This window comes from Cohnella sp. AR92 (assembly GCF_003990975.1).
Taxonomy (GTDB): Bacteria; Bacillota; Bacilli; order Paenibacillales; family Paenibacillaceae; genus Cohnella.
This window is the reverse complement of the sequence record NZ_RZJR01000006.1, coordinates 310,888-334,466: the sequence shown is the minus strand read 5'-3', so window position 1 is coordinate 334,466 and position 23,579 is coordinate 310,888. Positions and strand designations below refer to the sequence as shown.

Here is a 23,579-nt window from a genome sequence, read left to right as displayed (position 1 = left end):
GCAAACGCTCCTTATAAGTGCTTGGGGCTGCTCGTGGCCAGATCGTGCAACGACGTAATTTTGCGGTGAGGATGCTGAGATTGCTTGCGGACCTTCCAGGCGTTCTCCCGCCTTTGCTTGGATGTGGACATTGGGCAGCCTCCTGTCGCAAAGATGAAGAGCATTCCTTAGGATGGCGCCTTAGTCTGGAGGCCATTCCCGGCAGTTCATGGGACGCATGCGGAAAGGGGAACGATCATGAGTGATAAGCAAGCGATCAAGCGGGAAGATCGGCTCGTATCGATCAATATCGGCAAGGTTCTGGAGGGAACGTTCAAAGGCAAGGCGGCTCTCTCGGGCATCTATAAGGAACCCGTGGCTCAGCCGGTTCGATTAGGCTTGACGGGGATCGAGGGGGACGAGCAGGCGGACTTGGTCAACCACGGCGGACCGGATAAGGCCGTCTGCGTCTACAGCCGCGACCATTATCCGCATTGGGAGCGGGTTCTCGGCCGTTCGCTTCCGATCGGCGCCTTCGGTGAGAATTTTACGGTTGAGGGGCTCTCCGAGAACGAGGTCCATATCGGAGACACTTATCGGATCGGGGATGCGGTCGTGCAGGTGAGCCAGCCGAGACAGCCTTGCTGGAAGCTCGCGATGAAGTGGAGCTTGGACGAGCTTCCCGTTCTTGTAACGGAGAAGGGAGCGACCGGCTTCTACTTCCGCGTCCTGGAGCCCGGGCTTGTCGGCACGGGCGATGTACGACTTCTCGAACGGCATCCTGCGCGAATTACCGTCACGGAAGCGAACCGGGTCATGCATGGGGATCGAACGGATAAAGATGGCTTGAGGAAAATGCTCTCGTTGGACGCGCTTGCGGACAGCTGGAAGAATACGTTCGCGAAGAGGCTGAATCGACTCGAAGGAGAAGAGGGATGACGATGTTCCAGGGGAAGACGGTCATTCTGACCGGAGCGGCCGGAGGCATCGGCAGGGACTTGGCTCGCGCTTATTCCGAGCGAGGTGCCGCCGTGCTTCTGACCGATCAGCCGAGCGAAGAAGGCGAGAAGCTCGCGTTCGAGCTGAACCGCGGAGAAGGGAAGGCGGCGTTCTACGGAGCGGACCTGGCCAAGGCGGAATCAGCCGAGACGATCGTGGAAGCGGCAGAGCGAACGTTCGGCCGCGTCGACATTCTGATCAACAACGCGGGCTTCGGCATCTGGAAGTCGCCGCTGGAGCTGACGGTCGAGGAATGGGATTCGGTGCTGAACGTTAACCTTCGAGGAACGTTTCTCTGCTCGCGGGAAGCGGCGAAGCTCATGAAGCGGCAGGGGGACGGCGGCGCGATCGTGAACATCGCTTCCACGAGAGCGGTTCAATCCGAACCGAACTCGGAGGCGTACGCCGCGTCCAAAGGCGGAATCCTATCCATCACCCATGCGCTGGCGTTGTCGCTCGGACCGGACCGGATCCGGGTAAACGCCATCAGTCCGGGCTGGATCGACAATGGGAAGTTCGGCGAGCTTCGCCCGGAGGATCACGGCCAGCATCCGGCGGGACGCGTCGGGACGACGATGGATATCGCGCGCGCCTGCTTCTATCTGACCGATCCCGAGAACGACTTTGTGACAGGCATCAACCTGACGATTGACGGCGGCATGACGCGCAAAATGATCTACGTCGAGTAGTTGCTTGCCGACAGGATCGAAGCATTGGCACAACCTATGCAATCGCCGGATAGTTGCGACATAGAATAGGAGCAGATGAGCAGGAAGCGAACGATAACTCGCGATCCGGCCCGTGCTGCTCCTTTTTCCCTATTTTCCTCGTAAGCGTTTTCCATTTTCCGTCAAAGTCAGAAGGAATTGCCCGGAAGGATGGCGAAAAGGTACTTAATAACCGCATCAGCAAGCGTATCATTCACTTCTTTCGTTTCGGCTACGACAATGCGAAGGGGGAATCTGAGGCTTATGTCACTGCTGCCTAGATGGAATGAACTCGGTTTTTTTGAGATTCGCTTGGAATCGATCGGAGGGCTCGGAGCGAACCTGGCGGGCAAGATGCTGGCGGAAGCCGGCGTCATGGGAGCGGAGCTCAACGGCGTCAGCTTCAGCTCGTACGGCTCCGAGAAGAAGGGCTCGCCGGTCAAGGCGCACATCCGCTTCTGCGACCTGGACACCCGGATCCGCGACACCTCACCGGTCGAACGACCCCACGTCATCGGCATTTTCCACGAGAATTTATCCCGCACCGTCAACGTCATCTCCGGCATGTACGAGGACAGCATCGTCCTGGTGAACTCCAGAAAAACTCCCGAAGAGCTCAAAGAAAAGCTGAAGCTGAAGAGCGGAACGATCGCGGTCGTCGATGCGACCGGAATCGCGCTCGAAGAGAACAACCGCGTCAACATGGCGATGCTGGGCGGTTTATTCCGCCTGTGCGGCTTCCTTGACCCGGAGTTCATGAAAGGCGTCGTCCGCAAGTCGCTGGAGAAGAAGTATCCGGGGGCGGTTCAGCCCGCGTTGAATACGTTCCAACGAGGCTACGACGAGGTCAGCTTCCAGACGTTCGCGCTGCCCGAAGGCGAAGAGATGCCGGGCTTCGTCCGCATGGATACCCCGGTTCTCGGCTACGAGACGCAGCCGATCGGCGGGCTTATCACCAACCCCGGCAACAGCATTCTGAAGGATCTCAGCATCTCCAGGGCGGGACGGCTGCCGCACTTCGCCGACGACAAGTGCATTCATTGCGCGGCCTGCGACAATGTGTGCCCGGATTACTGCTTCGTCTGGGAGGAGCAGCCCGACAAGAAAGGGCGTCCGCAGATGTTCCTCCAAGGCATCGACTACCAATATTGCAAGGGCTGCCTGAAGTGCGTTCAGGCTTGCCCGACCGCGGCGCTGACGGGCGAACTTGAGGAAGAAGGCTACGCCGACGGCACCCGCGTTCCCCATCGATTCAATCTGGCGATCTCCTAAGCAACCGCAAGTCTCAGACGGTTAAGAAGGGTGGAGCTTAAGATGGCGATTGATCTAAGCAAGACGACGGCCCCCAAGGGGAAGGTCGAGCAGCGAATCGTTTACGAATCGGGCAACGAGATGGCCGCCTATGCCGCGCATCAAATCAACTACCATATCATGGGCTATTTTCCGATATCGCCTTCGACCGAAGTCGCGCAGTTCCTCGACTTGATGAAGGCGAACGGGCAGCACGATATCGTGCTCATCCCGGCGGACGGCGAGCATGGCTCCGCGGGCGTCTGCTACGGGGCTTCGACGGCGGGCGGACGCGTCTTCAACGCGACGAGCGCGAACGGCTACCTGTATATGCTCGAGCAGATGCCCGTCCAGTCGGGAACCCGCTTCCCGATGGTCATGAATCTGGTGTGCCGCTCCGTGTCGGGACCGCTCGACATCCACGGCGATCATTCGGACTTGTATTTTGCTTTGAACACCGGCTGGCCGATCGTGCTATGCCGCGACCCGCAGGCGGTGTACGACATGAACATCATCGCGCTGAAGCTGGCGGAGGATCCCGAGGTTCGCCTTCCCGTGCTGGTCGCTTCGGACGGTTACTTCACGAGCCACCAGAAGCGGCGCGTCATGACGTTCGCCAATCGCGAGGACGTGCTTTCCTTCGTCGGCGATAAGCCGCCGGAAGGGTTCGCTCACGTGCTGGACCGGAACAACCCGATAACGGTCGGGCCGTACATGAACGAACCGGATTACATCAACAACTGCTATCAGCAATCAATGGCGATGTACCGCGCGGAAGAGGTCTACGACCGGATCCGCCAAGAGTACGCCGAGCTGACCGGACGCGATTATCCCGTTCTCGAGCTGTATCGGATGGACGACGCCGAGGTCGCCGTCTTCCTCTTGAACTCGTCGGCTGAGATCGTCAAGGACGTCGTCGACCAGCTGCGGGAGAAGGGCGTGAAGGCGGGGGCGATCTCGCCGAATATCATTCGGCCGTTCCCGGCGAAGCAGATCGCGGATGCCCTTCGCGGGGTCAAGGCGGTCACGGTCGGGGACCGGGCCGATTCCTATGGCGGCCACGGCGGCAACATGTCCCTCGAAGTGAAGGCCGCACTGCAGACCTATGAAGTGCATACGACGAAGGTGATCAGCCGCATCTACGGGCTAGGCGGCAAGGACTTCTACGCCGAGGACGGGCTGAAGCTGTTCGAAGCGGCGATCGAGGCGGCCGGCACCGGCCAGGTCGAGAAGCCGTTCGATTATCACGGCCACACGCCGGGCGATCCGGCCAAAGCGCCGAAGCGGGTTCTGGAGCCGATGAGGTACGAGGAGCTGAAGACCGGCCTCATCACCGTCACCCCCGACGAGGCTACCGGCAAGCTGAACGTTCGCGTGCCGCCGCTGCGCAGCCTGACCAAGAAACCGAAGCGCATCGCGCCCGGTCACGGCGCTTGTCCGGGCTGCGGCATTTTCTCCGGATTGGAGCTGTTCTTCAAGGGGATCGAGGGAGACATGATCGCCCTCTTCCATACCGGCTGCGCGATGGTCGTCACGACCGGCTACCCGTACTCCGCGCATAAGGCGACGTACATCCACAACCTGTTCCAGAACGGGGCGGCCACGCTGTCGGGCGTCGTAGAGATGTTCTACGAGCGCAAGCGCAGAGGAGAGCTCGACCATCTCGGCCTGAAGGACGACTTCACGTTCGTGATGATCACCGGCGACGGCGGGATGGACATCGGGATGGGTCCTGCGATCGGCGCGGCGCTGCGGAATCATAAAATGATCATTCTGGAGTACGATAACGAAGGCTATATGAACACGGGAGCCCAGCTGTCGTATTCGACGCCGCTCGGGCATCGGACCTCGACCTCGAATGTCGGCAAGAAGCAAGCGGGCAAGGTGTTCCACCATAAGGACACGGCGCAGATCATGGCGGCGACGAACATTCCTTACGTGTTCACGGGAAGCGAAGCGAATGCCCCCGATCTGGTGCGCAAGGCGGCCAAGGCGCAGTGGTACGCGCAGAACGAGGGATTGGTGTATGGCAAGATCCTGATCACCTGCCCGCTGAACTGGCTGTCGGAAGACAAGGATGGATCCACGATCATCGAGCAGGCGGTCAATACGTGCTTCTTCCCGCTTTACGAGATAGAGCGGGGCATCACGAATATTACGTATAACCCGGAAGAGAAGGGCAAGAAGAGCCCCGTCCTCGATTGGCTGCGAATGATGGGCAAGACGAAGCACTTGTCCAAACCCGAGAACCAGGAGACGCTGCAAGAGTTCGAGAGAGAGATCGAGCGCAGGTGGGCCGTGCTGAAGGCGAAGCATGAGAGCCCCTATCTGTAAGGCGGTGAGCGGAGATGCCGTATGCGCTTAGGCATTCCGTGACCGGGGAGCTGCTGGCGGGCATGCAGGCGAACGCCTATCAGCTCCCGTATTATGGGCTGTGGCTCTGGGACGACGAGCCGGACGATGCGCTGCGCTTCGATGGCTTGATGAATTCGGGGCGTTACCGGGCGTTCGGGGAAGGGATCAACTTCAAGAACCGGCATGCGGCCGAATGGGAGCAGGTTCTGGAGATGGGACGTTGGAAAGTAACGCTGCTGACGGAGCAGGAAGCGAAGCTCGGCAACGTCAAGCTGCGCAACGACCCCGCGCTTCGGGTCTACTTGCGGGACGGTCAGATGGTTGCGTACCCGGCCGGCAGCAGTTAGTATCCCTAACGATAAAACAGGCACCTATTAGGCGAACGCCTTATACAATAAGGCGGATAAACGACGAGAGACGGTTAAACGGAATGTTCCGATTAACCGTTTTTTGTTTTCGGGGCGCCGCTCGTCATTTCCCTGCAGCCAATATTTTGTTTCCATTTCCGGATAAATGGCCGTCATCACGTTCCTTGTATTTGTGATATAATGAGAGTCAACGCAATCAAGGATAAGTGCGAGATGTCCGCGGGAGGGAACAAATCAATGGAACGACGTTTTGTCATCGAGGCGGTTATGATCGCCACCTATGGCCAGCTGCTTCTGCCGAAACGTCCTGTCGAATACAGGATTCCTTACTCCACGATCATGGAGTTGTACGATATGAAGGATAGCCCGGAACCGATCATGCCGGAGCCGGAGGACGATCGCCACGTCAAGGCGAAAGTCGCGGAGATGATTCAATTCTTCGAGGATCCCTTCAACAAGAAAAAGCTGGAGAGAGCCCTTCTTGCGCCATGGCGCGAAAGTCCTCCTCTCCCTATTAACGAGCACGTCACGTTTATCGTCGTTAACGCGGTCGAGAACATGCAGTACGGCGAAGTGTTCGATCCGATCGAGACGGAGCTCATCTTGACCTCGCTGCGCCTTCAATGCCCGATTCTGACCGATCAGATCGAGTTCCAAGACAAAGCGGTGCAGAATAGCATTCCGGTCCTTCTCTATGATATTGACGATTATGAATTCGCCCTTGAGGAAGACGTGCCGACAACGGATGGATATTCGCAATAAGGAAGCTGCCGGCCGAAGCCGGCAGCTTCTCGCGCTAGGGGGGAACGAATGAGGATAGGTGCGGCATGGGCCCGATGGATGGCGGTCAGAAGAAAGAATCAGGGAAAGCTTGAACAATCGCTGTTCTGGTACGGTCGGATCGGAAGGCGGCGAATGACGAGACGGGATCGATTGGATTACGGAACGCTTCTGCATGAACGGGATCGATCGGCCGAAGCCGTTCTCGTGTTCAACGAGCTGATCGCCGAGTCGGGCGGAGCGGATGCGCTGCTGCAGAGAGCGCTGGTCTATAACGACATCGGCAGAGAGAGGGAAGCCATTCAGGATCTGGACGAAGCGATTCGCCTGGAGCCGGATGGTTCCGTTTATTGGTTTACTAGGGCGATCTCTTACAACCTTCTGAGAGAGTACGAGAAGGCGGCGGAGAACATGAAGGCGGCGCTGGATCGCTGCGGAGAGGACTCCCGGGCGTCGACCGGCTACGAGCTCGCCTGCATCTACATGAGGTTGGAAAGGAACGAGCAAGCGGCCGAGCAGCTCGAGCAGGTCGTTAGGCAGGAGAACGGGGCGATCCCTCTCTATCTGTCCCGATTGTCGGAAGCGCTGGAAGCTTCCGGGCGCGAAGCCGAAGCGCTGGCGGCGCTCCGCAAAGCCGCGAGGCTGCAGAGCCAGCTGCACATGAGCAAGGATCGCGGAGAGTCTTACTTAAGGGAGCGAACCCGCGATTCGGATACCGCGATTCGCACCGTGATGTCGATCATCGATTCGGAGTACGGCTTCCGGATCAGGGAATCGCAGCTATTGGAGCGAGCGGGGCAATTGGCGGAAGCGCTGGAGGCGATCGAGCAAGGGCTGCGGGAGTATCCGGGAGAAGAGCTCCTCCATCTGAGGCAGGGGGTGCTGTACCGACAGCTGGGCCGCGACGAAGAGGCGATCCGTCAATTCCGGCAGCTCCTAGAAGAGTCGCCCGACAGCTTCTCGTCCCGAATGGAGCTTGTTCTGACGTACCGGAAGCTCGGACGTTGGGAAGAGGCGATAGCCGAGCTGACGGAAACGCTGCGAATGAACCCGGGTCAGACGGTCGTGCGCTATTGGCTCGTCGACGTATACCGCGACGCCGGAAGGTTGTCGGATGCCCGCGAGGCTAGCGGCGACTTGACGGAGGCGGAGCCGGAAGACCCGCTGAACTGGAAGCAGAGAGCGGAGCTGTTCATCGACATGGAGCGATACGAGGAAGCCGTCGCCGCTTATACGCAGGCGATCGAGCTCGAACGCACCGCCGATTTTTTCATGCGCCGCAGCTTTGCCCACTATATGGCGAATCATTATGAAGCGGCCATGCTGGACATCCAGGAAGCCTTGGCGATCGACCCTTCCCTGCGAGGGGAGAGCAAGACCGCCTTCGCGCTTGGCGAATTGTATGCGGGGATGAAGAACTTCGAATTCGCGGAAACGGAATACAGTCTGGCCATCTCGCAAGAGGAGGGCAATCCGCACCTGTACGAGCGCCGCGCCGTCGTGCGCATGAAGGCGAAGCGGTACGGCGCAGCCATCGAAGATTGCCGCGCCGGATTGGCTCTTGTACCCGATAACGCCAGGCTGATCTGGATGAAGAGTTACCTTCATTGGGAGATAGGAGAGTACGAGGCGGCGCTTCTCGACGCCCAGCATTATGCGAAGCTGGTGCCGGACGACGAGCAAGGCCAGCAGAATCTGGCCACGATCTATTCGAACCTCCACCGCTATGACGAAGCGATCAAGGCGATCAACCGGGCGATCGAGCTGAGCCCGTTCACCTCCCAGCTCTATCTGGAACGCGCTTCTTTGTATTATCACCACCGGTTCGATCGCACCCGGGCTTCGGACGATCTCGCGCAATGGCTGCTATACGCCGGCGCGGAGCGCGAGCGGCAAGACCCGCTGGCGCTCCTGGATGAGCTTGACGGCTTCGACGACGAGATGCGGAATCGGGCGCGAGAGCAATACTTAATCGGCTTCGGTACGAGCCGCTATCTGTCCTGAAGATGAAGGCAGCCTCCGAATATGGTAAAATGAGGGGTATCCGCGACAGCGGACCAATTACCTCTCGAGGGGGCCCGATTATGTCCATGCTGGTCACGACAACCAATAACGTCGAAGGTTACCGAATCACGAACTACTACGGTATCGTCAACGGAGAAACGATCATGGGAGCGAACGTCTTCCGCGACTTCATGGCTTCGATCACGGATATTGTTGGAGGACGTTCCGGCGCGTACGAGAACAAGCTGAAGGAAGCGCGAGACACCGCGATCTCCGAGATGGTCGGTCAAGCGCATCGCATGGGCGCTAACGCGATCGTCGGGGTAGACGTCGATTACGAGGTCGTTCGAGACGGCATGCTGATGGTCGCCGCCAGCGGGACCGCGGTGTTCATTCAACAACAGTAAGCGGGAAGCCGGACGCATATTTTGGCAGGATAAGCGGATACTGGGGGAAGACTAGCCAAAGGCGGTGCTCCCCATGTGTCAGCGTTTCTCTCTTGCAACAGGGTTGCAAGAGCTAATCGAGCAGTTTCGGATCGACGAGGTGGATCCGTTCGCGACTTATCGGCCGCGATACAACCTCTCGCCAACCCAAGAGAGTTCTATCGTCTACGAATACCGGAATCAGCGGATTCTGGACAACTTCCGGTGGGGCTTCATGCCTTACTGGTCGAAGGACGGAGTCAATGCGGACGGCAGCGCGATCGGCGAGCGCCTCATCTATCGCCGAATCGTCAACAAGCAGCGGTGCGTCATTCCGTGCTGCGGCTTCTACGGCTGGCGAGCCGACAAGAAGGTGCTGCAGCCGATGCGCATCGTCTTCCGCGACAGGCGCACCTTCGCCATTCCCGGCTTTTATGAGATCTGGCCGAGAGTGGAGGGCGGAGCGATCAAGGCGTTCACGATGCTGACGACGCCTTCGTCGGGTATCGTCCAGAACTATTCCGATCGGATGCCGGCCTTGCTGGATGAAGCGGGAATCGACGCTTGGCTCAGCGAGGAGAACAAGGAATACCGGCAGGTGTATCCTTCGGTCCGGGAGCTGCCGGTTGAGCGCCTGGAGGCGTATCCCGTAGGCGAATACATCAACAACCTCACGCTCGAAACGCCGGAATGCGCGGAGCCGATTCGTCCGGTGTTCGCTGCCATGAGAAGATAGAAGATGAATGGACAGCCTCTGCGGCGATCTTGTTCCGCATGAGGCTGTTGCGATTCCAGGCGATGCGGTCGGAAGGAGAGTATAGCATTTGGAGAAGGTAGTCGAAGTTTACTTGCTGTCGGGATTCCTCGGCAGCGGCAAAACAACGCTGTTGCAGAGGCTCATCCGGGAAGCGGAGAGGCGGGGACAGAAGTCCGCCGTCCTCATGAACGAGGTCGGCGACGTCAATCTCGACGGATTGGCGGTCGACGAGACGGTTCCGATGTCGGAACTGCTGGGAGGCTGCATCTGCTGTTCGATCAAATCGGATGTCGGCATGGAGCTGTTGAATCTGATACAGGTCCATAAGCCGGACATCGTATGGATCGAATCGACGGGAGTCGCCCAGCCGCTCGAGATCATCGATGCCGTATCGGATACGTCTCTCTATACGAAGCTGGAGCTCAAAGGCGTTATTACGGTTGTCGACGCAAGGCACCTGCTTGACCGGATTCGGATCGGAACCGGCAAGACGTTCAAGTTGATGAAGGACCAGATCCGGGCGTCGACGACGCTGCTGCTCAACAAGTCGGATCTCGTAGGCCCGCAGGAGCTGCGGGAGCTTCAGGATTGGCTGAGGGAGTGGAATCCGCACGCGGATCTTTATCCAACCGTTCGGTGCGAAGCGAACTTGGGCTTCTTGTGGGAGCGGGGGCGGGATTCGGGAGTGCGGGCTGCTATGGAGCGCCAGGGGAACGATGCGGAACGAGGATCCGATCACTCTTCCGGACATGAACGCCAACATGACCAGGATCGCCATGATGATGATCAGGCTCATCCTGATCATCATCAACACCGGCACGACCACGATCATATCCACGTTTGGACTCATTATTTGGAGAATCCTCTGGACAGCGAACTTTTTGAACGATTCCTCCAAGAACTGCCCGACGAAGTCTACCGGGCCAAGGGGATCGTCACCTTCGTTGACGCGCCGAGCCGCTTCCTGTTCCAATACGCTTACAAAGAAAGCGACTTCATGAGAATTACTCCCCAGAAGACGGTGCATGACGTTCTCGTCTTTATCGGGGAAGGCTTCTCGCGCTCCGATCTGGAGAGCAGACTTACGAAACTGCAGGAGGCATCGTCTCCGTCCTCCTGACCTCATCTTGTACTTCAAGTCCACTCCTTCATGGCGTGGGCTTTTTTGGCATTGTTTGGGAGAATGCGCATGGTTGTCCGTTCGGCAGGAGATAGTAAGGAAAGAGGTGGTAAAGATGGAATATCAATTGGTCCGGATCGGACCCGTTCCTTGCATCATGATGATGCTGCTCTCGATCGGATTGATGAACCATGTCATCATCGCGCCTATGATTCTCGACGAAGCGGGCAGAGACTCGTGGATCGCGATTATCCTAACGGCAGCGCTGCTGCCGCTCTTGCTTCTGCCGCTTTACGCGACTATGCGGTCGATCGGAACGCAGCAGCTCCCGGTCTGGCTGGAAGAGCGCGCGGGCCGCGTAACGAAGAACATTCTGATCGTCGCTTTCGGCTTGCTGCTCGCTGCGATTGCTATCTCCACCGCATTTGACACGGTTACTTGGGGAGAGACAACCTACCTGCCCAACACGCCTCCCTTTGTAACGTCAATTGTCTTCGTCGCGTTAAGCGTATCCGGGGCCATCCTCGGCATTCACGTCATCGCGTATGTTTCCTGCCTTCTGCTGCCGGTCGTCACCGTGCTTGGCTTCTTCGTCTCCGGTGCCAATACGCCGCACAAGGACTACAGTCAGCTGCTGCCCGTCATGGAGCACGGCTGGTCGCCGATCGTGAACGGCATGGTGATGGTGGCGGGGGGATTCATTGAATTGACTCTGTTCACTTTGTTCCAAGGTTACGTCGATAAGCCTTTTCGCAAATCCCATCTGGCGGTCACTTCGGCGATAGTCGTGATCTTAAGCCTTGGTCCCATTATCGGCATTCTTACGTTATTGGGTCCCTACGAGGCCACGATTCAGCGTTACCCGGCCTTCGTCCAATGGAGGCAGGTTCAGATCGGCAAGTACTTCGAACATGTCGACTTCTTCGCGATCTTCCAATGGATATCGGGAGCCTATATTCGAACGGCCTGCGCGCTTGCTCTGATCATGGACTTGTTCCAGATCCGGAACCGAGTGAAGCGGGGGATTCTCGGAGGCGCGATCGGCTTGCTCACCGTCGGGTTCACCTTGTATCCGTTCGATGATTCGTCCGGCTATCGGCTCTACAAGGAATATGTGCCTTATATGCTGTGCGCGTTCCTTGCCTTGTTCATCGTCCTCCTGTTGATAGCGGCTTTCGGCAGGAAAGGAGAAGTCGCGCATGACGCCAATAACGGGGCATAAATGGCTGGACGACGGGTTGGAAAATTGCGGAGACGTCATCGTGCAGAAGCTTGAGGCGAACGGGAATGGCATCATTCTGGCATACACGCCAAGCCTGATCGACGGGGTGCTGCTGACGCAGACCATCCTTCCCCGGATTCAGGCGTCGCTGGAGAACGGAGTCGATTATCAAGCCTCCTACCCCGTCGAGAGGCTTCCGTACGATACCGATTCGGACCGTAAGCAGGTAGTCTCGAAGCTGTTCTCGGGCAACCTGCTCTTGTTCAGGGAGGATCGGATCCAAGCCTTCTCGATTGCGGACGTGCCGGGTAGGCAGCCCGAGGAATCCAACTCCGAGCTGTCGATCAAAGGGCCGAGAGACGGCTTCGTCGAAGAAATGGCCGTGAACCTCGGGCTCATTCGCAAGAGACTTAAGACAACCCACCTTAAGGTGGAAATCTTCACGATCGGAACGGAAACAGGTATCGAGATGGCGTTCCTCTACCTGGAAGGCACGACGAAGCCGGAGCTGGTCAAGGAAGGGCGCAAGCGCTTGGAGAATTTGCGTGTACGAACGGTGAACGGCGCCGCGCAAGTAGAGGAGATGCTGGGCGATCGTTCCGTTTCCTTGTTCCCCTTGATCGATTACGCGGGAAGGCCGGATTCCGCGGTAGATGCCTTGATGAACGGCAGCCTGATTTTTATGCTGGATGGCTCTCCGCTCGTTTATCTGGCCCCGTCGAATCTGTTCTCGCTTCTTCGATCCCCCGAGGACAACTATTTGCCTTATCATTTCGTTACGGTCGAGAAGCTGGTCCGCAGCTTTGCGCTCGTCGCGACGATCTTCTTGCCGGGGTTCTGGGTGTCCGTCTCCGCGTATAACGTCGACCAGATTCCTTTTCCGCTGTTATCTACCATCGTCCTCTCGCGAGTCGGCTTGCCGGTGTCGGCGACCATCGAGATGCTTCTGATGCTGGCTCTCTTCGAGGTGTTCCGGGAAGCGGGCGTTCGGCTGCCGAAGGCGGTTGGCCAGACGATAGCCGTCGTAGGGGGCATTATCGTCGGGGAAGCGGCGATTCAAGCCGGCTTCACCTCGCCGACCATGCTCGTCATCGTCTCGCTGACGATTGTCGCGTCGTTTACGCTCGTCAATCAATCGCTGTACGGAGCGGTGACGATCATGAGGCTGCTCGTTCTGCTTTTGTGCATGGTGTTCGGAATGTACGGCTTTTTCCTGGCCATGATGGCCGTCTTGACCTATCTCGGCTCCATTCGTTCGTTCGGGCAGCCTTATCTGTATCCGTTGGGACCGCTGGACCTGAAGAAGGCGATCAGCACCTTTTTCCGGCTTCCCGCCAGGTTTGCCCAAGGACCCTATCACCCGCAGAAAAAGAAGAAATCGGGGAAGTAAAGCGATGAGAAGAAGGGGCAGAAGACTAGGAGCGTCGGCCGTATGGCTGTTCCTGTGCGTCTGGATGACCGGCTGCTGGGACGAGGTCATGATTCAGGATCTGCATTACATCACCTCTCTGGGCTTCTCGTACAGCGAGCAGTCGAAGGAATACGAGGTGTTCGCCCAGATCGTCGATTTGACGGCGGTAGCGAAGAAGGAGAATACGGGAGACACGAAGGTCACGTCGTCTTACGGACACGAGACGGGCAAAACCCCTAGCCTTGCGCTTGCCCGCTTGTTCCAAACGATGCAGATGGATCCGAACCTGGACCACGTGATGTCGCTGATCGTGGACGAGAACGCGCTTCCTCATCTGAACGAACTAATGGACGGCGTGAATCGGATCAGCTCCATTCGGTATGGGATTCATGTGCTCGGAAGCAAGAATCCGATCGGCGAGCTGTTCCAGATGACCGGCAGAATCGCGCTTTCTCCGCTCAATACGGATATCTATCAGCCGAATTCCAATAAGAGGAGTCTGCCATTCACGACGCATAATGTGATGAGGGATCTTGTCCGTTCATATAAGGGCTGTCCGTGCACGGTTTATATTCCCGCGCTGAAGCTGGATGAGAGTCACTGGGAGCTGAGCACGGGCCAGAGGCTGAGATTGCCGGGCTTCCATGGAGCCTTCGTCATCCATAAAGGAAAGTACGCGGGGCAGTTCGACGACAAACAGCTGGAAGGAGTGAATTGGTTCAAAGGCTCGACGCAAGGCCGATTTATTCCGTTGGAGCCGCAGGATCAGCCTTCCTCGGTCCTGGCGGTCAAAAAATCGTCAGGCGACTATCGATTCCTTCAATCTCCGACGCCGGCCATGAGACTTAAACTGAGCGTTCAAGCCGTGATGCTTGAAGTCGACGAGAAGCTGACGGAGCATGAGATTGAGTCGAAGGCCGTTCAGTCCATTACCGACCAGATTAAGACCACCCTTCAGCTCGCGCGAAGCAAGGGGTTGGATCTATTTGAATTCGAGGATCATATCTATCGCTTTCACCATCGCGACTGGAAGAAGTTAAACCAACGGGAGACCGAATTCGACAAGCTGCCCGTTAAGATAGAGGTGAAGGTGCACTTGCTGCATTCCGGGAAGATTAAGCTGCAGAAGAGTTGAGAGGGAAAAGAGAAAATGGGGAAGAAGGAAAAGATCGGGTAAAGATCGAGTAAATGATGAAAATGAAAGGCTGTCCTCCTCGGACAGCCTTCGCTGGAGCGGGAATTACAAGACGCGGCGAGCGGTCTTATAGTGAGTCTTCCACCAGCCCGAATTGATCGAGCTGATCGTCACGCCCGGAGAGCCGTACGTATGAATGATCTTGCCGTTCCCGATATAGATGCCGACGTGGTGAATCGGGGAGTAGAAGAAGACCAGATCGCCCGGCTTCAGATTAGCCTTGGACACGTATTTGCCGGACTTAGCTTGGCTGGCCGACGATCTTGGCAGGGATACGCCGTACAGCTTGTACAGATATTGAGTGAACGAAGAGCAGTCGAAGGAAGCCGTCTTGCCGGTCGTGGCTCCGAATTTATACTTGGTGCCCATGTAGGTCTTTGCTTTGGCGATGATCTTGGACGCTTTGGCCGATTGGGAGCTGACCGTAGCTGCGCTAGCTTGAGCCGGTGCGACCAGATCGGCCGCCCCGTACATGAGGATCGACAGGGCGATGCCGGCGGCGGCCAGCTTGACGATAAGGGACTTGCGCGTATTCATGGCAGAACCTCCTGGTATCTCTTGATGTGAATTCACTATAACACGATAGATTTAACCAGGAATTTCCTATAAGAGAGAGGAAGCCTGACACGACTGGTTTCTTAAAGCCAGATGAAAATCCGATAAGAATTTCCTCAGAATCGAGTTCTTTCTTCATTAGCCAACGCGAAACGGCTTTGGAAGTCCGTTCCCGAATTTGCTATGATAGAGCATATCGCAAGAATAGAAGGAGACGTGGCGCGACGATGAAGCTTCATATTCTAGGGGCCAGAATGAGCTATGACGAGGCGAACGGTTATGTCGCACATGTGCAGTTCGAGGTCGAGGGACACAAGCAGCCTTATGAGGCTACGCTGCAGAGCGACCGGGGGAGCGAATGGAGCCATTCGTTGTTCTTCTTGGGGGAATCGGGCAGCGAGGAAGAGATCGATTCCGTCGAGGCGGAACTGGATACGAACGATGAGCTGTTCTTCTCTTTGATCGATGCCGCCGAGCAGGCTTGGAACGAGAGCGAAGCGCAGAATCGATAAGCAAAAAGCATAAAGCGAATCGGCAACAGCAAAGCAGCCCTCTTCAACGACGAATCGTTGAGAGGGCTGCTCTTTGTTGTCCGCGGTATAACCGTTCCCGTTACTTTACGACGAGTACCGGGACTTCGGCATGCTGCACGACGTTGTGGCTGACGCTGCCGAGCACGAACTCGCGAATCGGGCCGAGGCCGCGGCTTCCGATGACGATCAGGTCGCTCTTAACCTCTGCTGCCTTCTCGAGGATCGCGTTAGCCGGGCTGCCTTCCAGCAGCTTATAATCCGCAGAGACGCTGTCCGGCACGCGAACCTTGGCTTTCTCGAGCACTTGGGTGGATTGATTCGTCAGTTGCTGGACGAGATCGGCCGGCGTATTGATGAATAGATCGCCGGTGTTATAGACGGGAAGGTAGAAGACGTGTACGACGGTCAGCTTCGATCCGAAACGGCTCGCGATCTGGACCGCCTGGTTCAGGGCCTTATCTGATTGTTCGGAACCATCATAAGCGACAAGAATATTGGAGTAACTCATGAATAACACCTCACCTGTAGAATGTAGGGCTTATGAGCCTATCTTTATGATGGCACTCTTTGGAAAGCAATGCAAGTGATCGGGATCACACCCCTAGAAGGCAATTGCTTTCCGAAGCGCGTTATGCTACATTAATTGTCCACATTTAGGAATCGAATATACGTCCGGGAGGAGAAGCAATGTCGGTCGATGCGAAATATCAGGAAGAAGCGCTTAAGCTGCAGCGGGTTGTCGGCGAGATCCAGCAGCAGAAGAACGCGATAGGGACGCCTTATACGGGCAAGGATATTACGGAGCAGGTGCTGGACGATCTGCGGCAGGAGCGCAAGAAGCGGCTCGAAATCGCGGAGCGCGAGCCGTACTTCGGACGCTTGGACTTCCAAGAGGAGGGACATCCGGAAGCGCAGCCCCTCTATATAGGCAAATCGGGCGTCGGAGAAGAAGAGACCCAGAAGCCGCTCGTCATCGACTGGAGAGCTCCGATCTCCAGCTTGTTCTATTCCTTCACCGGCGGGGATCCTTCCGTCACCTACGATTCTCCCGACGGAATCGTCGGCGGGCGAATCTCGCTTAAACGCAATTTGCTGATCCGGGAAGGCGAATTGCAGCGGCTGGTGGACAGCTACGAGGCCGGACAGGAAGGCGAGACGCTGGCGACGGACGAATTCCTGCTCCATAAGCTCGGGGAGAGCAAGGACAACAAGCTCAAGGATATCGTCTCGACGATTCAGCAGGAACAGGACGCCATCATACGGACGGAGAAAAACAAAGCGGTGTTCATCCAAGGGGTGGCGGGAAGCGGCAAAACGACCGTTGCGCTGCATCGTCTGGCGTACCTTCTGTACCGCTACCAAGATCGGGTGCGCGCCGACCGGATGATGATTCTCGCGCCGAGCCGCATGTTCCTCGATTATATCTCGGGCGTGCTGCCGGAGCTCGGCGTCGGCAACATCCGCCAGACCACCTTCGAGGAATGGGCGATCGAGCTGCTCGGCGGAACGGTCGCCGTGGAGAGTCCCGTCCTGTCGCTGGAGAAGTGGTTCGAGCGCAAGACGACGAAGGAGGAGCGGGAAACGGCCCCGGGACGAGTCAAAGGAAGCGCGGAGTACGCCAACCTCCTTCGCGAGTCGCTCCTTCGCTTCGAGAAGGAGTTCATCCCCGACGATTCCTTCAGCCCATATCCCGGCCTAGCGCTTCCGGCCAGCCAGATTCGCGAATGGTTCGGGGAAGAACCGGCCGAAGAGCCGATCATGAAGCGGCGGGAACGGCTGCTGAACCGGCTGAAGCGATGGATGGAAATCCAGCTCGGCCGCGCCCGTTGGAGCGACAAGACGATCAAAGCGGCGGCGACGGCGAAGTGGAAGGCTTATTCGAATAAGGTTCCCCTGCTCGCCGCGGCCGATTATTATCGCAAGTATTTTCCCCAGGATGCAGCCTATCGTCCTGCCGCTTCGAAGCGCAAGCCGGTCGTTATTCCGGCGGAAGACCTGCCGATTCTAGCCTTCATCCATCTGCAGCTGTATGGCTCTTCCGAAGCGGCCTACGACCATATCGTCATCGACGAAGCGCAGGATTATTCCCCGCTGCAGCTGGAGGTGCTCGCCGGCAGGCAGCGAACGCCGTCCTTGACGGTGCTGGGCGACTTGCAGCAAGGGATTCACGATTATGCGGGTATCCATTCCTGGTCGGAATTGTCGAAGCTGTTCCCTTCCGAAGGCACCGCCTACTACGAGTTGGATCGCAGCTATCGTTCGACGACCGAGATCATCGAGTTCGCGAACCGGATCCTTGCCGGGATGGAAGGCGAAGTCAAGCCGGCGGTACCGGTATTCCGCAGCGGCGATCCGGTCGAGACGATCGCGGTGGGCTCTTCTCGGGAGGAGTTGGCCGCGGAAACGGCCTCTACGATCCAAGTATGGAAGCAGCAGCCCGGCGTATCAACGATTGCCGTCCTGTGCCGCACGGCAGCCAAGAGCAAGCAGCTTCATGCCGACTTGAAGAAGCGGGGAGTCGAAGCGTCTCTGTTGTCCGCGGAGCAGCAAGCTTACAACGGAGGCATCACGGTCCTGCCGGCCTATCTCTCCAAGGGACTGGAATTCGATGCCGTTCTGATCGCCGACGCGGACGAGAAGAGCTACGAGGCGGACGACGCCAAGCTGCTCTACGTGGCATGCACGCGCGCCCTGCATAGATTGAAGCTCTTGCACCAAGGCGATCCGAGCTCGTTAATCGTCTAGCGGATGGCAGCGTTGGGGAGGGAGAAGGATGTGTGATATAATAGATCACAGTTTTTAATCCTTCCTTCAAGGGGCGCTGTCTTCGCATGACTCGTCGAATTCTTCTATCTTTTCTTCCCATTCTGCTTGTCTATGGGGCGCTTAGCTGGTACGCCGGATGGAACGCGAGCATCTTCCTGGGAGAGTTGTGGCCGGCTTATCCGAAGGCCGTCTACTGGGTCGTTATCGCCTTGTTGGCCTTGAGCTTCATCCTGGGAAGAACCAAGTTCAAGCCTAAGCCGTTGTCGCGGCTGTTGAAGGTAATAGGTTCCTATTACTTCGCCGTGTTCGAGTATGCTATCATTCTATCGATCGCTGCCGATCTAGCAGCCGGCGCAGCTAAGCTGTTCGGATTCTATTCTTCCGGCTTCGTTCTGGCAACCGGAGGAGTTGCTCTCGGTCTGCTCGTTCTGCTGTTGGCCATCGGGTCCTGGAACGCTTGGAGCCCGATCGTGCGGCCGTACGAAGTCACGGTCGAGAAGAAGGCGGGAAACCTCGACAAGCTTGAGCTTGTCGTCGTCTCCGATATCCACTTGGGCAATATCGTAGGCAATCGGCATCTTGATCGATTGCTTAATGCCATTAACAATCTAAAGCCCGACCTGTTGCTGTTGGCTGGAGACGTGATGGACGAAGACATCGAACCGCTTGTCCGCAATCGGATGTTTGATCGGCTGGCGAAGCTTCGCGCACGCTTCGGTACGTATGCTGTGTTAGGGAATCACGAATATTATGGAGGGCATGCCGATGAGTTCGTCCGCCGGATGAAGGGGATCGGCATTCCGGTGCTTCTTGACGAGACGGCTGCGATCGCTGACGGTCGCATCCAGCTCGTCGGACGGAAGGACAAGACGGCCGAGGCGATGGAGAAGGAAGGCAGGCTTCCGATGCGGGAGCTGGTCTCCGCGCTGGATCCATCGCTTCCCATCATCGCGATGGATCATCAGCCGTATCAATACGCGGCCGCGGCGGAAGCCGGCGTCGATCTGCTCCTCTCCGGCCATACGCATCGCGGGCAATTCGCTCCGAATCATTGGATCACCCGCCGGCTGTTCGAGCTGGATTGGGGTTATCTGAAGAAGGGCAGCATGCATGCTTTCGTGTCTTCCGGGTTCGGTACCTGGGGACCTCCTATTAGACTGGCAAGCCGCAGTGAGATTATCCAGATTCGGGTCTATTTCAAGGAGGATATGGTTTGAGATTCGCAAGTTTGAAGTTGGCAAGCGCAATGAGCTTAATCGGTTTTGTTCTGTTTGCTGTATTCGTGAAGAAGGATGATGTCTCCGGGTTCGACGACCCCATTATCAAGGTCGTACAAGGCTGGGAGTCGCCTGGCTTAACCAGATTCATGAGAACGATCTCTACCTTGGGCTCGACTTTGGATGTTGTCGTCATTGCCATCCTTATTGTGGTAGCATTCGCTCTTTTTCTTCGCCATCGGAAGGAGCTTGTGCTGTTCGCAGTGGCTCTCGGCGGCACCGCGTTGATCAACGGCCTACTGAAAGACGTCTTCGAACGGGATCGGCCGTTGCTGCATCGTCTGGCAGAGGAGGAGGGCTTTAGCTTCCCCAGCGGACACTCGATGGCGTCCTTCACCTTAGCGGTCATTACCGTATATCTGCTCTGGAAGCATGTCTCCTCGAGATTGCTTCGCGCGGTCCTAATCCTCTTGGCCGTCACCTGGTTCGTTGTAATGGGAATCAGCCGCATCTATCTGGGCGTTCATTACCCGAGCGATGTCGTTGCAGGCTATCTGCTCAGCGGATTCTGGGTCAGCCTGACGATCATGGCTTATCGCAAGTGGACGGCAGGAAGCGGCAGCTCGTCCTATTCGTATTAAACGGTAAAGAGACAACACGCTTATGGCTTCGGCCTTAAGCGTGTTTTTTTGCGAGGAAAAATGGAGCAGACGAGTGTGCGATGAATGATTGGGTACGAGAGGAATCGTGGTACTAGGTGCAACAAATCAGTTAGTTAGAGGGCGCACGAACGAAAGCGTGGTACTGGGTGCAACAAGTGAGCGATGAATGACTGGGTACGAGAGGAATCGTGGTACTAGGTGCAACAAATCAGTTAGTTAGAGGGCGCACGAACGAAAGCGTGGTACTGGGTGCAACAAGTGAGCGATGAATGACCGGGTACGAGAGGAATCGTGGTACTAGGTGAAACAAATCAGATAGTTAGAGGGAGCACGAACGAAAGCGTGGTACTGAGTGCAACAAGTGAGCGATGAATGACTGGGTACGAGAGGAATCGTGATACTAGGTGCAACAAATCAGATAGTTAGAGGGAGCACGAACGAAAGCGTGGTACTGAGTGCAACAAGTGAGCGATGAATGACTGGGTACGAGAGGAATCGTGGTACTTGGTGCAACAGAATAGGGAGTTCGAAGAGACTTTTTAAGCTTTTTGCGCACTACATTCTTAGCTCCCACAGAAAGCAGCCCACAACTTAAATGACAAGGTGGGTTATTTGACGCTTTATTTATTGGAAGTCCCTTGCTATATATGACGTTATATATGAATTAATATTGTGTCACAAATAAATTTATGATATACAATAAATAGGCTTGAATGAAAGCGCATAGAAAGTCGGTAAAGAAGGAGGGAGCGAGAATCGAACTCACTTCCCGGCAATTGGAGATCGTAGACCTTGTCACCCGCAACGCCCCGATCACCGGCGAGCAGATAGCCGAGACGCTCGGGATCAGCCGGCCGACCATCCGCTCCGACCTGTCCGTACTCGTCATGCTCGGCTATATCGACGCGAAGCCGAAGGTGGGCTACTTCCTAGGCAAAGAGCTTAAGCCCGAACGCAAGGCGCATAATCGGCTGTTGGAATGGAAGGTCAAGGACCGCATGAGCCGTCCGGTCGTCATTCGCGATACGGCCGCGGTGGGAGACGCCGTTATCAGCATGTTCGTGGAGAATGTCGGCAGCCTTATCGTTACGGACGAAGATAGCCGGCTGATCGGAATGGTATCCCCGAAGGACCTGCTCAAGTTCACGCTTGGCAACGCGAGCGCATCGACGATTCCGATTCGCATGGTCATGACGAAGCAGACTCAATTGGTGACGATCGATCCGGAGGATACCTTGCTCGAGGCGGCTAGGCGAATGATGGCGCATCAGTTGAACAGCTTGCCGGTCGTGCGGGCGATAACGTCGCCGGACCATCATCAGGAGTTAGAGGTGATCGGCCGGATTACGAAGACGAATATCACCCAAGCCTTGGTCGAGCTTGCCTCGGATATGTAAGGGTAGGAGGAGAACCTGTGCCAGCAGAAGATCAGAAAATCATCTACGTCTGCTCGGATGCCGTGGGCGAGACGGCAGAAGCGGTTGCCCGGGCGACGGTCCGCCAGTTCGCTTTCGAGAACGTGCGAATCAAACGGTATGGCGGCATCAAGCAAGAGGAAGAGGTTCGTTCGCTCGTGCTCGAAGCGGCGAGGACAGGCGGATTCATCGCTTATACCCTTGTTCAGCCCGAGCTTCGTGAGACGATGAGGGAAGAGGCGATCCGGGCCGAGGTGAAGGCGGTCGACGTCATGGGACCGATGATGCAGGCGTTCATCGACACCTTTAACGACTCCCCGAAGTACAAGCCCGGCCTGCTTCACGAGATGGACGACCATTATTTTCGGAAAATCGAGGCCGTCGAGTTCGCGGTCCGATATGACGACGGCAAGGATGTCAGAGGACTTCTTCATGCGCAGATCGTGCTGGTCGGGGTTTCGCGAACGTCGAAGACGCCGCTTAGCATCTATCTGGCTCACAAAGGCTATCGGACGGCGAATTATCCGCTCACGCCGGAAGTAAAGCCGCCCGCCGAGCTGTTCCTGCCGACCGTTCCGGGAGAGCGGATCACGATTGGGCTGTCGATGCAGCCGGAGCGTCTTCTGAAGATCCGGGCGGAGCGCTTGAAGGCCCTCGGCCTGCCGTCGCATGCGCAATATGCGACGCTTGCGAGAATTGAAGAGGAGCTTCGCTTCTCGGACGAATTGCTCAAGCAGCTTGGCTGCCCCGTCATCGACGTCACCGAGAGAGCGATCGAAGAAACGGCGGGAATCATACTCGAACACTGGCAGAATACGGTCAGTTAGACCAAATGGGGGATCATGATGGAGAGAGAATTGGCGCTTGAGATTGTACGCGTAACCGAACTTGCGGCATTGGCCTCCGCGCCTTGGATGGGGAGAGGGGACAAGAACGGCGCCGACGGAGCGGCAACCTCCGCGATGCGATCGATGTTCGATACGGTCTCCATGAAAGGAACGGTCGTGATCGGCGAAGGGGAGATGGACGAAGCTCCGATGCTGTACATCGGCGAGGAAGTCGGGAGCGGCAACGGGCCGGAGCTTGATGTGGCCGTCGATCCGCTCGAAGGGACCGAGATCGTGGCAAGGGGACTCAACAACGCGATGTCGGTCATCGCCGTCGCCGGCAAAGGGAACCTGCTTCATGCGCCGGATATGTATATGGAGAAGCTCGCGGTCGGGCCGGAACTGGCCGGCAAGCTAAGCCTGATGGATCCGCTGGAGGTGACGCTTCAGAAAGCGGCCGTTCACCTGCATAAGAAGGTAGCGGACCTGACCGTCATGATTCTCGACCGTTCCCGGCATGAGGCGATGATCAAGACGCTTCGCAAGGTGGGCGTCCGGATCAAGTTCCTCTCCGATGGAGACGTCGCAGGCGCCATGGCTCCCGCTTTCCCGGAAGCCGGTATCGACCTCTACGTCGGTTCGGGAGGAGCTCCGGAAGGCGTGCTCGCCGCCGCCGCGCTCCGCTGTCTCGGAGGAGAGCTGCAGGGCCGGTTGATGCCGTCGGATGCGAACGAATACAAGCGCTGCGTCGAGATGGGAATCGAGGACCCTTACCGGGTGCTCACGATGGAGGATATGATCGGGTCCGAGGATGTCATCTTCGCCGCTACGGGCGTAACGCCCGGCGAATTCTTGGGCGGCGTCCGCTATCTGTCCGAGCAACGTGCCGAGACTCATTCCATCGTGATGAGAGCCCAGACCAGAACGATTCGTTTTATCCGCGCCATCCACTATCTGCCGAACAAGAAGCTGTTGAACGAGTTGGATTAATC

General features: G+C 57.0%; 23 protein-coding genes. 20 read left to right on the top strand and 3 right to left on the bottom strand.

Features of this window, described 5'->3' with window-relative positions; genetic code table 11:
• Window positions 1-11 precede the first annotated feature (11 nt).
• On the bottom strand, window positions 12-131 hold the full coding sequence (locus ELR57_RS28295; protein ID WP_238162493.1) for a DUF6254 family protein: 120 nt from the start codon (window positions 129-131) through the stop codon (window positions 12-14).
• Between the two features lie 106 nt (window positions 132-237).
• Between ELR57_RS28295 and ELR57_RS12025 the strand changes: the two genes are divergently transcribed.
• The 13 genes from ELR57_RS12025 to ELR57_RS11965 all read left to right on the top strand — a co-directional run bounded on the left by ELR57_RS12025 (window position 238) and on the right by ELR57_RS11965 (window position 14,552).
• Window positions 238-918: an MOSC domain-containing protein gene (locus ELR57_RS12025; RefSeq protein WP_126959307.1), complete on the top strand. Its 681-nt coding sequence runs from the start codon at window positions 238-240 to the stop codon at window positions 916-918.
• On the top strand, window positions 915-1,667 hold the full coding sequence (locus ELR57_RS12020; RefSeq protein ID WP_126959306.1) for an SDR family NAD(P)-dependent oxidoreductase: 753 nt from the start codon (window positions 915-917) through the stop codon (window positions 1,665-1,667). Before ELR57_RS12025 ends, ELR57_RS12020 begins: the two co-directional genes overlap by 4 nt.
• A gap of 282 nt (window positions 1,668-1,949) precedes the next feature.
• Complete coding sequence (locus tag ELR57_RS12015) at window positions 1,950-2,957, top strand: 2-oxoacid:acceptor oxidoreductase family protein (RefSeq protein WP_126959305.1); 1,008 nt, start codon at window positions 1,950-1,952, stop codon at window positions 2,955-2,957.
• A 42-nt stretch (window positions 2,958-2,999) separates the two neighbouring features.
• A complete protein-coding gene (locus ELR57_RS12010; RefSeq protein WP_126959304.1) occupies window positions 3,000-5,309 on the top strand; it encodes a thiamine pyrophosphate-dependent enzyme in 2,310 nt (769 codons plus the stop codon).
• 14 nt (window positions 5,310-5,323) lie between these two features.
• Window positions 5,324-5,677: a hypothetical protein gene (locus tag ELR57_RS12005; RefSeq protein WP_126959303.1), complete on the top strand. Its 354-nt coding sequence runs from the start codon at window positions 5,324-5,326 to the stop codon at window positions 5,675-5,677.
• A 258-nt stretch (window positions 5,678-5,935) separates the two neighbouring features.
• The gene (locus ELR57_RS12000; RefSeq protein ID WP_126959302.1) at window positions 5,936-6,460 is read left to right on the top strand and encodes an ADP-heptose synthase; all 525 of its coding nucleotides are present in this window, start codon (window positions 5,936-5,938) and stop codon (window positions 6,458-6,460) included.
• Window positions 6,461-6,508: 48 nt separating this feature from the next.
• A complete protein-coding gene (locus ELR57_RS11995) occupies window positions 6,509-8,482 on the top strand; it encodes a tetratricopeptide repeat protein (protein WP_126959301.1) in 1,974 nt (657 codons plus the stop codon).
• Window positions 8,483-8,568: 86 nt separating this feature from the next.
• Entirely contained in the window at window positions 8,569-8,889 is a 321-nt protein-coding gene (locus tag ELR57_RS11990; RefSeq protein ID WP_126959398.1) for a YbjQ family protein, read from the top strand.
• Window positions 8,890-8,962: 73 nt separating this feature from the next.
• Window positions 8,963-9,643 carry an SOS response-associated peptidase gene (locus ELR57_RS11985; protein WP_126959300.1) on the top strand — a complete coding sequence of 227 codons (681 nt, stop codon included), beginning with the start codon at window positions 8,963-8,965 and terminating at the stop codon, window positions 9,641-9,643.
• An 88-nt stretch (window positions 9,644-9,731) separates the two neighbouring features.
• A complete protein-coding gene (locus ELR57_RS11980) occupies window positions 9,732-10,784 on the top strand; it encodes a CobW family GTP-binding protein (RefSeq protein ID WP_126959299.1) in 1,053 nt (350 codons plus the stop codon).
• 115 nt (window positions 10,785-10,899) lie between these two features.
• Complete coding sequence (locus ELR57_RS11975) at window positions 10,900-12,006, top strand: GerAB/ArcD/ProY family transporter (protein ID WP_158630007.1); 1,107 nt, start codon at window positions 10,900-10,902, stop codon at window positions 12,004-12,006.
• A complete protein-coding gene (locus ELR57_RS11970) occupies window positions 11,984-13,396 on the top strand; it encodes a spore germination protein (RefSeq protein ID WP_126959297.1) in 1,413 nt (470 codons plus the stop codon). Before ELR57_RS11975 ends, ELR57_RS11970 begins: the two co-directional genes overlap by 23 nt.
• 4 nt (window positions 13,397-13,400) lie before the next feature.
• On the top strand, window positions 13,401-14,552 hold the full coding sequence (locus ELR57_RS11965; RefSeq protein ID WP_126959296.1) for a Ger(x)C family spore germination C-terminal domain-containing protein: 1,152 nt from the start codon (window positions 13,401-13,403) through the stop codon (window positions 14,550-14,552).
• A 105-nt stretch (window positions 14,553-14,657) separates the two neighbouring features.
• Here ELR57_RS11965 and ELR57_RS11960 read toward each other — a convergent pair whose 3' ends face one another.
• Window positions 14,658-15,149 (bottom strand): C40 family peptidase, encoded by a 492-nt coding sequence (locus ELR57_RS11960; RefSeq protein WP_126959295.1) that lies wholly within the window; start codon window positions 15,147-15,149, stop codon window positions 14,658-14,660.
• 245 nt (window positions 15,150-15,394) lie between these two features.
• On the opposite strand from ELR57_RS11960, the gene ELR57_RS11955 reads away from it, so the two are divergent.
• Complete coding sequence (locus tag ELR57_RS11955; RefSeq protein WP_126959294.1) at window positions 15,395-15,679, top strand: hypothetical protein; 285 nt, start codon at window positions 15,395-15,397, stop codon at window positions 15,677-15,679.
• Window positions 15,680-15,779: 100 nt separating this feature from the next.
• On the opposite strand, the gene ELR57_RS11950 is transcribed toward ELR57_RS11955, so the two are convergent.
• Window positions 15,780-16,208 carry a universal stress protein gene (locus ELR57_RS11950; RefSeq protein WP_126959293.1) on the bottom strand — a complete coding sequence of 143 codons (429 nt, stop codon included), beginning with the start codon at window positions 16,206-16,208 and terminating at the stop codon, window positions 15,780-15,782.
• Window positions 16,209-16,387: 179 nt separating this feature from the next.
• Between ELR57_RS11950 and ELR57_RS11945 the strand changes: the two genes are divergently transcribed.
• The 6 genes from ELR57_RS11945 to glpX all read left to right on the top strand — a co-directional run bounded on the left by ELR57_RS11945 (window position 16,388) and on the right by glpX (window position 23,577).
• Window positions 16,388-18,445, top strand: a complete 2,058-nt coding sequence (locus ELR57_RS11945; RefSeq protein WP_126959292.1) for a HelD family protein — start codon at window positions 16,388-16,390, stop codon at window positions 18,443-18,445.
• A gap of 86 nt (window positions 18,446-18,531) precedes the next feature.
• Entirely contained in the window at window positions 18,532-19,683 is a 1,152-nt protein-coding gene (locus ELR57_RS11940) for a metallophosphoesterase (protein ID WP_126959291.1), read from the top strand.
• Window positions 19,680-20,324, top strand: a complete 645-nt coding sequence (locus tag ELR57_RS11935; protein ID WP_126959290.1) for a phosphatase PAP2 family protein — start codon at window positions 19,680-19,682, stop codon at window positions 20,322-20,324. Before ELR57_RS11940 ends, ELR57_RS11935 begins: the two co-directional genes overlap by 4 nt.
• 734 nt (window positions 20,325-21,058) lie before the next feature.
• Entirely contained in the window at window positions 21,059-21,742 is a 684-nt protein-coding gene (locus tag ELR57_RS11930; protein WP_126959289.1) for a helix-turn-helix transcriptional regulator, read from the top strand.
• Between the two features lie 17 nt (window positions 21,743-21,759).
• Entirely contained in the window at window positions 21,760-22,587 is an 828-nt protein-coding gene (locus ELR57_RS11925) for a pyruvate, water dikinase regulatory protein (RefSeq protein WP_126959288.1), read from the top strand.
• Window positions 22,588-22,605: 18 nt separating this feature from the next.
• Window positions 22,606-23,577 carry a class II fructose-bisphosphatase gene (glpX, locus tag ELR57_RS11920; protein ID WP_126959287.1) on the top strand — a complete coding sequence of 324 codons (972 nt, stop codon included), beginning with the start codon at window positions 22,606-22,608 and terminating at the stop codon, window positions 23,575-23,577.
• Window positions 23,578-23,579 lie beyond the last annotated feature (2 nt).